Annotated in this window: 8 protein-coding genes; 5 read left to right on the top strand and 3 right to left on the bottom strand. The window is 57.4% G+C overall.

Translation table 11 applies throughout. From position 1 onward, the window contains the following. The first annotated feature begins 16 nt into the window (after window positions 1-16). Window positions 17-409: a hypothetical protein gene (locus tag ACTJLC_RS18990; protein ID WP_235004805.1), complete on the top strand. Its 393-nt coding sequence runs from the start codon at window positions 17-19 to the stop codon at window positions 407-409. 50 nt (window positions 410-459) lie between these two features. Here the strand turns inward: ACTJLC_RS18990 and ACTJLC_RS18985 are convergent, their stop codons facing one another. After that, window positions 460-2,073: a hypothetical protein gene (locus ACTJLC_RS18985; RefSeq protein ID WP_073427506.1), complete on the bottom strand. Its 1,614-nt coding sequence runs from the start codon at window positions 2,071-2,073 to the stop codon at window positions 460-462. 526 nt (window positions 2,074-2,599) lie between these two features. Here ACTJLC_RS18985 and ACTJLC_RS18980 point away from each other — a divergent pair. Beyond that, complete coding sequence (locus tag ACTJLC_RS18980) at window positions 2,600-4,021, top strand: UbiA family prenyltransferase (RefSeq protein ID WP_073427507.1); 1,422 nt, start codon at window positions 2,600-2,602, stop codon at window positions 4,019-4,021. A gap of 69 nt (window positions 4,022-4,090) precedes the next feature. On the opposite strand, the gene ACTJLC_RS18975 is transcribed toward ACTJLC_RS18980, so the two are convergent. Together ACTJLC_RS18975 and ACTJLC_RS18970 are read right to left on the bottom strand one after the other, a co-directional pair. Next, window positions 4,091-5,083 carry an NAD-dependent epimerase/dehydratase family protein gene (locus ACTJLC_RS18975; protein WP_143031906.1) on the bottom strand — a complete coding sequence of 331 codons (993 nt, stop codon included), beginning with the start codon at window positions 5,081-5,083 and terminating at the stop codon, window positions 4,091-4,093. After that, complete coding sequence (locus tag ACTJLC_RS18970; protein ID WP_073427509.1) at window positions 5,058-5,429, bottom strand: SMR family transporter; 372 nt, start codon at window positions 5,427-5,429, stop codon at window positions 5,058-5,060. Before ACTJLC_RS18970 ends, ACTJLC_RS18975 begins: the two co-directional genes overlap by 26 nt. A gap of 1,126 nt (window positions 5,430-6,555) precedes the next feature. Between ACTJLC_RS18970 and ACTJLC_RS18965 the strand changes: the two genes are divergently transcribed. The 3 genes from ACTJLC_RS18965 (at window position 6,556) to ACTJLC_RS18955 (ending at window position 11,517) form a co-directional block, all read left to right on the top strand. Next, window positions 6,556-8,121: a hypothetical protein gene (locus ACTJLC_RS18965; protein WP_083083323.1), complete on the top strand. Its 1,566-nt coding sequence runs from the start codon at window positions 6,556-6,558 to the stop codon at window positions 8,119-8,121. Window positions 8,122-8,882: 761 nt separating this feature from the next. Beyond that, the gene (locus ACTJLC_RS18960; RefSeq protein ID WP_084561355.1) at window positions 8,883-10,388 is read left to right on the top strand and encodes a tyrosinase family protein; all 1,506 of its coding nucleotides are present in this window, start codon (window positions 8,883-8,885) and stop codon (window positions 10,386-10,388) included. A gap of 247 nt (window positions 10,389-10,635) precedes the next feature. Then, entirely contained in the window at window positions 10,636-11,517 is an 882-nt protein-coding gene (locus ACTJLC_RS18955; RefSeq protein WP_073427691.1) for an ATP-grasp fold amidoligase family protein, read from the top strand. The last annotated feature ends 148 nt before the right edge of the window (window positions 11,518-11,665 follow it).

Genomic DNA, 11,665 nt, shown 5'->3' with positions numbered 1-11,665 from the left:
AAAGGATGCGCCTCAAATGGAAGACGATCTGGGCCATTGGGAAAGAGTGGAGCGTGACGACCGACAGGCCGAACCGGATCCGGACGCTGGCGAGCGGTTGTGGTGTATCCACATAGAAGGACCGGACGATTTCATCGCGGCCGCATCTCAAGAAGCGGCCCAGCACGAAGTGTCGGCTATCAACGCGTATCTGGAGAGGTTCGAAAACGGTCATCGCGCATCCGCCGCGCACGCGGTGGTGATGGAATGGCCGTTTACAGCGGAGAGTCACGCACGCTCGCTGGAAGTCGACTGGGACGATCTTCAACGAATGCCGCACAGAGGGCGATCCGCCAGTTCGTCGGCGAATGTATTGACCACGATGGCGCGGCACCTCAGGGAACTCGTAGGGATGGCTCGCCATCGGTGAGGGTCATTTCCGGGCCGCACCGGCTCCTCAAGAGCCTGCCCGCGCAGCGCTTACTTCTTCATGATCATCAACTGGTCGAAATTGACGGTGCATTCAGGTTGCTCTGGCCGATTATCGGTGGCGACAGGGAGATTGTCGTCCCGCAAGTCGAACGCCCAGTTCATCTCGGAGGGTGTCAACCTGATTGGCCGTTGATCGCACATTTCGTGGACCGCGGCCACGGCGCCTTTATAGTGGGCCTGTTTAAGCATGATGTAGCCCGCGACGCTGGCCGCGGATAACAGGGAGTTCATCGCGGCAAAGACGATGATTGCATGGAACTGCTGCCGGCTGGTTGAAAACGCCGCGGTGATCAGCAATGGAACCGCGTAAAGCATCGGCACGTATCGCGCCCACCACGATTGTGGGTGGATCAGGACGATAGCCAGCGTGGCGAGCAGGAAAATCGTCAGGAGATCGGCGCCCTTCCTTTTCCAGAAGAAGGGGATGACACCGATGATGAGCATGACCCCAAAGAAAGGACCGAAGCCGGCAAAGCGCGTATCGGCCGTGTGAAGCGCGATGAACGCCTCGCGTAGATGCTCCGGCGACAGCGAAAAGCTGGGCTGCGCGTTACTGCAGGCATTACAGTTACTCGGCACCGAAAAATACGACAGGAAGAGCCTGTGCAACGGGTTCATGCTTAGAAATTCCGGCGATGCCTGCCGCACGATGATATCCACCTTATCCTTGCCGAGAATAGGGTAGAAGATGTGCTTACCCGAGGCGATGTTTTCGATGTAGGGCGAATAGCCGATTACCGCGACGGCGACGAACGACCATACAGCCAGTTGCCCGATCACCACTTTGTGCTTTCCGATAAAGCCTCTTTTTTCTCCGCCGAAAAATGCCGCGGCGAAGAGCACTAAAACGGAGACACCGGCGAAAACCAGTCCTGTCATCTTTGAACCGACCAGAAGCACCAATGCGGTACCCAGTTGCACCGCGGAGTACGGCCGGTTTCTGATGGCGAACAGGAGATTGATGGAGAAGATCGTCCAGCAGTAATAGTGGGCAGCGTCGACGTAGAGCGTTGTCAACTGGCCGATCGCGACCGGATTGTAGACGCAGGCCGCCGCGGCTAGGAACGCGGCTCTCGCGGATTGAATCGCCGTCTGGAACAGCCGCATTAGACAGATCAAAGCGGGAACGCTGAGCAACAACGTGAACGATTTGCCGCTGTTGAAGTGCGTGGTGAGCACCTTGGCCGTGTAGGCGAAAAACTCGAACGCCTTGGGATAGTGCTCGGCCCAGAAGATACCGCCGGGCGCGCGCATGCCGGCAGACCAGGCCGATTCGCGGTCGAGCAGCAGGGCGACCGCGCTGTGGTAATTCAGACCATCGTAACTAAATTCCCTCAAGTGTCCGTAGCCAAACAGTACAGCCGCGATGAACGCTACGGCGAGAAGCGCTGTGCGCCATCCAGTCCGGAAAAAATACCCATATATTCCGATCGCGACAATAAAGGCAAGCCCGACGATTCGTTGCGATGACGGGCTGTAGATTCCAATGTTATAGAGCGTCGCCGCGTACAGAGACGACGCGAACACGAAGACAACGACATAGTCGCAAAACCTGGTCCAGTCCACATGTTTGAAGGTGTTTTTCATCGTCGTCGTAGACATGGATGGGCCTTCTCTCAGGTAAGGGAAAACGTAGAGCGATTGTTGCGGGGGTGATGCTGCTTTTGTTGAATTGCCCGTAGCCGGCATTGTTTCGAAGGAGCGCCGATACGAAACGGGGCACGGCAAAGCTGTGAATTTGCCACGACAGGGAACGCGGCGATCGTGGACAGCGACGTCGCTAGCGTGAAGATATCAATGAGGATTATGGGCGCATGTGCGGCGGCGCACAAGGAGCGTGCTTCCCGCTATCGACCCGCTATTGCCCATGAGTCAGCCGATGATGATTCGCACGTATGAGCCCACATGCAATTGGCCGTCGGCAGTGATATTTCGTCATCTTTTCGGGAGGTCCCGGGAGCCTCTTTATTGGAGCCCCGTGCTAATTTGAGTATCGTGCGACGCAGCGCGTCCCACCTTCGCCGGCCCCGTATGTTCAGACATCGGCGTGCGGCTCAACGCGCAAGTGATGGGAGCCGCCCCGGCGCTTTGCTCAGGCTAACACTTCGATAATCGTTCGAGGCTACCGATGGCTGCTGCAAGCATCCCGCTTTGTGTCGATCTCGACGGCACACTGACCCATAGCGACCTGTTGATCGAGTCGTTCCTTGTTCTGATCAAGAAAAATCCCCTCTATCTGTTCTATTGCGTCGTCTGGCTGCTGCGGGGAAAGGGATATCTGAAGGCCCAGATCGCCTCGCGCGTCGCCATCGACGTATCACTGCTGCCCTATAACGCCCGCGTGGTTGATTTCCTCAAACGCGAGCAGTCGAGTGGCCGTGATCTCTATCTATGCACGGCGGGTGACCAGCGATTTGCCGAACAGATCGCCTCGCATTTCGGATTCTTCAAAGGCGTGATGGCAAGCGACGAGTCGCGCAATCTCTCCGGCACGAACAAGGCGGGAGCCTTGCTGGCGCGCTTCGGTGTGCAGGGCTTCGACTACTGCGGCAATGCTCGCGCCGATGTGCCGGTCTGGAAGCAGGCGCGCAGGGCGATTGTCGTGGGAAACAGGCATATGCAGGCGGCGGCGCAGAAAGTGAATCAGACAACCGTCTTCTTCGAAAGCAAGCGTTCTTTCTTGCGGCTCGCGCTCAGGGAAATGCGCGTTTATCAATGGGTGAAGAACCTGCTGATCTTCGTGCCACTTCTCGCGTCCCATCGCTTCACCAATATCGACACGCTGATCGCAGAGGGCGTGGCGTTCCTTTCGTTCTGTTTTTGCGCGTCGTCCGTGTATCTGTTAAACGATATGCTCGACCTCGATGCGGACAGGCGTCATAGCCGCAAGTGCAAGCGCCCGTTCGCTTCCGGTGAATTGTCGCTGGTCTCCGGCATCTTTCTGATGTTCATCCTGCTGGCGGGATCGGCAAGCCTTGCAGTCATGCTGCCGCAGTCGTTCCAGTTCGTGCTGGCGTGCTATGTCGTCACGACGCTCGCGTATTCGTTTCGCCTGAAGCGCGTGATGCTGGTGGACGTATTCGTGCTCGCGGCGCTTTATACCACCCGTATCGTGGCTGGCGGCGCGGCCGGCGGCGTTGTGCTGTCCGACTGGTTGATCATGTTCTCGGTGATGATCTTTCTCAGCCTCGCGATGGTCAAGCGCTACACCGAACTCGACAAAACGCAGCGGGACGGCAAGGCTTCGGCGGCAGGCCGGGGGTACTTAACCGACGACATGAGCATCGTGCGCTCATTCGGAACGGCAGCCGGCTACGTCGCGGTGCTGGTGCTGGCGCTCTATATGAATTCGGCCGACGTCAAGGTGCTGTATCAGCATCCGCACAGGCTCTGGGTTCTCTTTTGTCTGCTTCTGTATTGGATCAGCCGCATCTGGATGGTGGCGTTCCGCGGGCAGATGCACGATGACCCGATCGTCTTCGCGATCAAGAACCGCGCGAGCCTGTTCGTCATCGCACTGTGCGTGCTGACTGTGCTGGCCGCGATGTGAAGAAGAGGAAAGGGCGTTCCGGAGCGCCTGTTCGCGTCTCCGGGGTCTTCGCGCTGTTCTGGCGTGCCACTATTCCGAGCGGGAAAGTCCCGGCCGCGCGGCTGCGCTGCGATTGATGTGGACGGCGATATCCCTTGCGATTCTTGCATTCGAAAACTGCGGGCGCCAGCCAATAGCAAGCGACTCGTCGATCGAGAGGACGTGCTGGAGTTCGAGCATCAGCAACTGTTCGCGCGCGAGCAGCCTGTAACCGGAAAGAGACGATATCCACTTCACGGGAAGCAATGGAATCGCGATTTTTCGCACATGCCGGACGCCAAGCTCCGCTGAGATTTCGTCGATCCACTGGCGAATCGACAGCGGGTCTGGATCGGCGGCATTGAAAAAACCGGCGGCACGCGTTTCCGCGACGCGATAGATCAGGCTCGCCACGTCGAGGACGTGCACCATGTGGATCTTATGGTTGCCGTGACCGGGAAATGCAACGAGACCGAACTTCGTCATCATGTTGACGAAGCCTCGGAACAGGCCCTCTCTTCCTTCTCCGCCAATGATGCAGGGAATGATCGTGGCCGCCCCCGGCACGGTGTCGACGAACGCCTGGGCAGCCATCTTCGAGCGGCTGTACACGCCTTCACCACCCATTCTGCTGTGTATGTCGTACTGGTTCTGTCCGGTTTGGCGGTACATCATGCTCGTGCCGACGTGAATGAAATGCGATCCCTGGAAGCGATAGCGCTCGCAAAGGTTCCTTGCCGCCAGCACGTTGTTCCGTTCAAAGAACGACTTTCTGAAGAGAAGGGGGACGCCTTTGGTAACGTATTGAACCGCCGCGCAATTGACCACCACGTCGACGTTCGGCAGCGAAGCAGTGAACGCGGCATCGGCGAGATCGCCTGGCAAGTCGACTGGGCCGGTCCTGTCGGTGGTAGTCACGTCATGAGCGCGCGCCTTGAATTGCTTGACGCACTCGCTACCGAGAAAGCCCGCTGCGCCGGTGATCAGTACTCGCATGATGCGACTCCCTGTTCGATCCCTACGATTTCGCAACCAGATAGACACCGACGATGATGACGGCGATGCCCAACAATTTCTGCGTCGACAGATATTCTCCGAACAGATACCACGCGGCTATCGCGTTCACCACGTATCCGATCGACAGCATCGGATACGCCACGCTCACCGGAACCTTGGACAGCGCCACGATCCAGATCGCAACGCTCAGTACGTAGCATGCCAGCCCCGCCATGATGTGAGGCTCGAATCCCACTCTGAAGAGCGCTGAAACGGCTGTTTGGCGACTGAATCCAAAGGCTCCCAGCGCATTGGTTCCCGCTTTCAGCCAGAGTTGCGCCATTGCATTCAGCAGGACGCCGGTCACGATCAGAACAAAGCTCGCAATGCTCACTTATCCTCCGGGAATGGATGCCAGAAATCGCGAGAGATCTCGCCATCCTGTTCGATCAGAAGAAAGACGGAAACGGCGAGCGTGAAGTGAGACCATGATACGTGGCTAATAACGCGGCGCGCGGCATAAATTCCGCATTCACGGCCAAACGTATCGAATAGCGCGGCGCGTGGTTCGTCAAGGGAGTGCCGCATGTGGAAGATGTCCGCTGAACACGATGTGTTGGCGGATTCGACCGAGGCTCGCCGAGAAACGCATTCAACGCTGTCGTCAGTACATTGAATGTAATGACAAACGCAGCCGATAGGTCAGTGCAAAAGAGAACATTCTATTTTCAACTTAGCCATATTGGAAAATGGCCCATTAAATATCGCCGATTTCGATCTATTTAAAACAACTCGTTGGAATAGGAATGTCTTGTTGCAACCACGGCGGTCTACTCCGGTCGAGTGAGTACAACTTGCCCGGTTGCGCATCGCGCATCGGGAGGCGGCCGCGCGCGGGGGAAGGGTGGCCTCACTTCGGCGGGTGCGCGCCGCCTACCCGGCGGAAAAATAAAGCCCCATTCCAATAGGGTCGAAGTGCCAATTGAGCGCATCAGTCCTCTGATGATCATAAGAAAGTAGGAATTTTCGCTGCGTCTCAAATTGTTCGAAAGATTCCTGCTTTCTGGCGGAAAAAAACTATTTCCACTGTAATTCAAACCGCATTCCGGGTACGATTTACTCCGTCGCGCCGCATTTGTGAATAACTTACCGAACAGATCCCACGTCGGTCGTCCTTCCGGTGAAACGTTTGCGCCACGCGCGGCTCGCGGTTTGAGCAGCAGATCAATACCGTGTCAGGTCGTCTCCATCGTTTGCAAAAGAGATAGTGGACGTGCGGGTAGGCTCGCCCGGAGGATCGGCGACGCTCGCGCGGCGGATTACTGCGTCTCTTCAAACGTCTTTGTCGACCACTAATCAAGCATCAGATTTGTGCGCGTATGCGCAGGACTTTCTTCGCCCTTAAGCGTTCCGGGTTAATGGGCGGCGAGTCTTGACGCATCTACTCAATTCGAAAACTCCAGAAAGTTAATACTTGGATTTTTTATCGGGAATTTTCTCGACAGCGGAAATTATTTGACATGGTGAAACGACGTCAATTCATTGGTTGCCTAACGGCTCTTGGTGGCAGTTATCTTTTGAGCGCCTGTGGCGGCGGTTCGGAAGACGGCAACAGCACGGATCAATCAGCCGTCAATAAAGCAACGGCACACGCGGGCACCCCCTCGGCCAGCGGCACCGCAATTCCCCCTGCAAGTTCCATTACCGACAACTCGGGCGCCGTGTGGACGCTGGCGAATGGCTCGGTGTATCGAAACGGCGCGAAAGCCGGCAACACCTACAACGTCGCATTGGTGCTGTACTACAGCGGCGGTGTGTATCACCAGGGCTCCGGCGGCCAGTTCTATTCATGGACCGGCTCGACATGGGTAACGTGCAACGACCCGCGTATGGGCGGCACTTCAGCGGAGGGTACGACGCTCCCTACGTCGCCGTACATTATCGACAAGACGGCCGCGGTCTGGACCCTCGTGAATGGCGTCATTTACAGGAACGGCGCGACCGTGGGCAACACCTACAATGTGTCGCTGGTGCTCTGGTACGGCGGCAAGATCTGGCATCAGGGTTCAGGCGGCCAGTTCTACGTGAACGTGGACGTGCGCAACGTCAAGGCCCAATGGCTGCCGTGCAGCGACCCACGTATCGCCGTTGCTCCCGCGGCAGGTTCCTTCTACGGAATGAACGGGCACTGGGATTACACGTACACGCCTACTCAACTGGTCTCGATGTTGAAAGACATGGGCTGTACGACCTATCGCGTCGGCTGCACGGACGACCCGAACCAGATCAATGCCGTCGTCAAAATCGCGCAAGCCTTCCAGTCAGCCGGACTCAAGCTGCTCGTGCTGATCCAGCAAGGTGTGTACGACTCCAGCGGTACGGTGTTTTCTGGCGAGTCGGCGGCTTATACCCGCGCTTTCGCTTGTGCCAGGACTGTCGCAAACGCAATGAAACCGTACGGCGTGACCATGTACGAATGCGGAAATGAACTGACCCGGCAGAACGCCACGGTCATGAACTTCTCCTACGCGGGTTCGTTGGCGATGGACTTCAACAATACGAACTGGCCCGCCATGCGCGGCGCCATGCGCGGCATGATCGACGGCGTGAAGTCGGTCCAGTCCACGGCGAAGTGCGGTATCAATTTCTGCGTTGCCGATATTGGCGCGGCCGACGCTTTGTGGGAAGGCATGCAACCCGACGGCACGGGCGGTCATCCGAAGGTGCGTTGGGATATCACCACCTGGCACAATTACGATGCGTATGGGGACATTTTCAGAATCGGCTCCGACGGAAACGGCCCCACCTTCGACCTTCCGACGTATTGCAAGGCCCGATATGGCGTGCCTTTCATGATTACCGAATGGAATACCGGCCCGGACCAAAGCGAGTCCTTCCGCGCGAACTACATCACCACGCAATTGGGCGAGTTTTATCAAGCGAGAAAGACGCACAACATTCAGTCCGTGATGTACTACGTGCTGGATAGCGGGAACACGACCTACGGCATTATGATCAACACGGTTCCAATAACCGAGCCGTACAATGCGTTCAAGACCTTCACGGCGGGCCACCCGGACAACTGATCGACGGGTTGTTCATTCGTGACGAAAGACCGGGTCTCCTGCTTCGCGCGGAGACCCGGTTGCATCGTTTACAGACGTACTCGAGACGCCACTCAACCAGGCGCTCGACCGTGAGCCGCGGTTGTCGAGTCGCGGCCAATGCGAATACCGTCATTCGCAAACCTGTCGCTGTCTTGTCGCTGTCTTGTCGCTGTCTTGTCGCTGTGAAGCGTCAAAAGCAAGTGCTAAAGAGACGGTCGGCAGGTTGCGGCTTCCTTGAACGGCTCAGCTATCTGGTCTGCCTTGCATCGTCTCGATGCTGCCCGCTCCCGCGCCAGCCCTTCTCTCTCGGGACTCAAAAGCGCTCTGCATACGGAGCTGTTCCGGTCGTCGAACGCACGGCGTTGACAGCCCATACGTCCACCATGCGTCCACCATTTTCGGCCATGCTGTCCAAAACTGCGGATGTAAATTCCTTACGATTTTTTTCAGTCTCCGTTAGGCTTGCTGTGCAGAGACGAGGATCGCGAAAGGCGGCGCTGCCGCACTTTTGCAAAATTATTAATTGAATCCGATTGGCTTGAGGAAGACCGAGGCCGGAGCAAATCCGGCCACGCCAATTGCCTGAACGCCCGCGTTAGAACACGCGAGCGCAGGCGCCAGCTATTGCCATACTGGCAAGCGATATCTCACGACAGCGCAGACCCGTCGCCAAAGATGTGTCAGCGGGACGACACGCGGCCAATGCAAATGCATGGGTGCCGCCATTAAATGGAGGAGTCATGCCGTACGCTACGATAAAGCGCAGAACTTTTCTCGGCGCCGCCGCCACTGCCATGACATGGGCGTCGTTTCCGTTTTTGGCAAGAGCGTCGACTACGTTAGTGATTCGTATCGAATGGCAGCAATTCAAGACGACGCCTCACTATGCTTCATTTCTTAACGCGGTGCGGACCATGCTGGCCAACCCGAATGCGGCCGATCCGAATTCATGGCAGTACTGGACCAACGTCCACATGAACTACTGTCCGCATCGGCAGCCATATTTCCTTGCCTGGCATCGCGGATACCTGTACTACCTGGAGCGTCAGATCAGACTGATTTCGGGTGACAGCGATTTCACGCTGCCGTACTGGGACTGGTTCAGCAACCCGAACGTGCCGGCGGAATTCACCGATACGGCAAGCGGTAATCCGCTTTATTGTCCTCGACTCAATACGAACGTCTATAACGCGCTCGACCTGTCGCCTTTCTCGTCCTCGGTCGTGAACTTCCAGCGCGGCACGGCCAATTCATTTGAAGAGAAGTTCGAGACGGCACCGCACAATCCGGTGCACAACATCATCGGCAATTCGATGGCTACCATGCAATCGCCTCGTGATCCGATTTTCTACCTGCACCATGCGAACGTCGACAGGCTTTGGCACGCGTGGGCGCTGCCGGACGGAAGAACCATGCCGGCGCCGACCGATCCGTATTGGGCCGGGACCTTCACTTACGCTTCCGCCTTGACGATCAACAAGGAGCAAACGTACTCTCCGCGTTCCCGGCTCGGCTATGACTACGCCAACACGGCGAGACCCACCACCTTGCCGCCGCAAACACAGGTGGGCCGAATCATTCGGGTGCAGGCGCAAACGACCGACCTTCGAGCACGCCCGCCCGTCGTCAGCTTCTCCCTAAGCTCGGCGCGTGATATTACCTCTGGGCGGCATTCGATCGGCGGCGTCACCGGCGTTGCGCTGAACGAGGCATCCATCACGGTTCGGATTCTGGGAGAGGCCGCCTCGATTAAACCCGTTCAGGACTTGCTTTCGGCGACCGCTGCGTCATACGACGCGGCCGCGCAAGGCCTGGTTGCCCCTTCGACAACGACCGCCACGACGTCCGGGAAATATCGTTCGGTGAAGGTCGTATTCGACGACATCAAACTGACGGCTCGAGGTGCGGCGGGGGGCTATTTCTACAACGTGTACCTCAACCTTCCCGACAACTTCGGCGATAAGGCGGTGCGCGCTCAGCACTTCATCGGGACGCTGGGTCCCTTTGAAGTTTCCGGTGCCGCGCATCATGGAGCGGTGACTTTGGACTATCCCGCTACCGCGGCGCTGTTGAAGGCCGTGGATCAAATCTCGCGAGAGTTCTTCGTCTCTCTCGTCCGTGTCAATGGTGCGAACGCGCCGAAAGGAACGGTTATCCAGGTGGGCGAGTTACGGATCGAGTTGACCACCGAACCGGCGTACATCGTGTCGCCGGTTGCTCCTCCCGGCTCCGGCGTGCCTTATTAGGCCGGTCGGCAGCGCCGCGCGGTTCGAAGACCATGTATCGGCCTTCCTTCCGTGGCGCGTGCTTGCCAGTCAACGCATTGAATACGTTTCGAGTTGTGATCGTTCGCCTGTCAACGCAATAGTCGACGTCTGTGATAACTCAACGATTAAGGAGGCTTCTGTGTCACGTCCAAGAAGAGTCTTTCAAGCGGAAACCGCGTTTCAGGTAAGCCATGCCCTCAATGCACCATTCGGGAGGGGAGAGAGCATTGGCGGGACACCTGTCGGCCTCGAAAGGCGGATAAAAGAGCATGCCAAGGATTTGCTGCCGGATTTTCTCTTCCTGTTACTTTTGCATCGCAAAGAGGTGGGCCGCTTTCCCAATCTCATCAAGCCGAGAACATTCAACGAACGCATTCTCAGGCGAAACCTGCAACCGGATCCTCGATTTGCGCCGTTGACGGACAAGCTTGCCGTGCGCGACTACGTGGGCCGGATTCTGGGAGAAGAATTTCTCGTTCCTTTGATTGCCGCGCCCACCAGGTTCACGCGCGCGGACTTCGATTCTCTTCCAGACTCGTTTGTCATGAAGGCGAATCACGGCAGCACGTTCGTCGAGATCGTCCGCGACAAATCACGAGAGAGTTTTGAGCGGCTTCACCAGTTGGCCGTCCGGTGGCTATCGACCGATTTTTACAAGGTGGCGCGCGAGCGCCATTACCGGGACATCGAACCGGGGCTATTCTTCGAGACGCTCCTGCTCGATCGAAACGGTCAGGTTCCCGCCGACTACAAGGTGCATTGCTTTCGTCGAAGTGCGGGGCGACCGGTCATGTACATCGTGAAAATCAGCGACCGGTTTGGACCGCTGCCGCGTGGCGATGTGTATGACGCGGACTGGAACCATCTCGACGTAACGATTGGCGAGTACGCGCGCGGCACCACGCCGAGCGCTCCGCCAGATAACCTGGACGCGATACTCGAGGCCGCCGCGAAGCTATCCAACGGCTTCGATTACGTTCGGGTCGATCTTTATGCACCGGACAATGCGCTGTACTTTGGCGAGCTCACGTTTACGCCTGGCGCGGGCGTCGTACCCATGTTTCCCGACCGCGTCGATTTCGAATGGGGCGAACTGCTTATGGAATGAAAGTACGTTTCTCTTGAAACGCGAGGGAGGGGCGAGGGCTCCTGGTTGCCGTTACAGTTGCCCGAGCCTCGACTTCGCGAAGCAACGCCGAACGGTGAGGCCAATGCGTTTAGAATGCGGATCAGCAAAGAGACGGTGTCGTTTCGAA

This window comes from Paraburkholderia sp. 22099, from assembly GCF_052045835.1.
GTDB lineage: Bacteria > Pseudomonadota > Gammaproteobacteria > Burkholderiales > Burkholderiaceae > Paraburkholderia > Paraburkholderia terricola.
Note: the sequence above shows the minus strand (reverse complement) of the source record. Positions and strands in the feature narration are given on the sequence as shown.

Bases quoted from the DNA above. Each gene is read 5' to 3' on its own strand.
- ACTJLC_RS18990 (WP_235004805.1), top strand. From the start codon at position 17: ATGGAAGACGATCTGGGCCATTGGGAAAGAGTGGAGCGTGACGACCGA.
- ACTJLC_RS18985 (WP_073427506.1), bottom strand. From the start codon at position 2,073: ATGTCTACGACGACGATGAAAAACACCTTCAAACATGTGGACTGGACC.
- ACTJLC_RS18980 (WP_073427507.1), top strand. From the start codon at position 2,600: ATGGCTGCTGCAAGCATCCCGCTTTGTGTCGATCTCGACGGCACACTG.
- ACTJLC_RS18965 (WP_083083323.1), top strand. From the start codon at position 6,556: ATGGTGAAACGACGTCAATTCATTGGTTGCCTAACGGCTCTTGGTGGC.
- ACTJLC_RS18960 (WP_084561355.1), top strand. From the start codon at position 8,883: ATGCCGTACGCTACGATAAAGCGCAGAACTTTTCTCGGCGCCGCCGCC.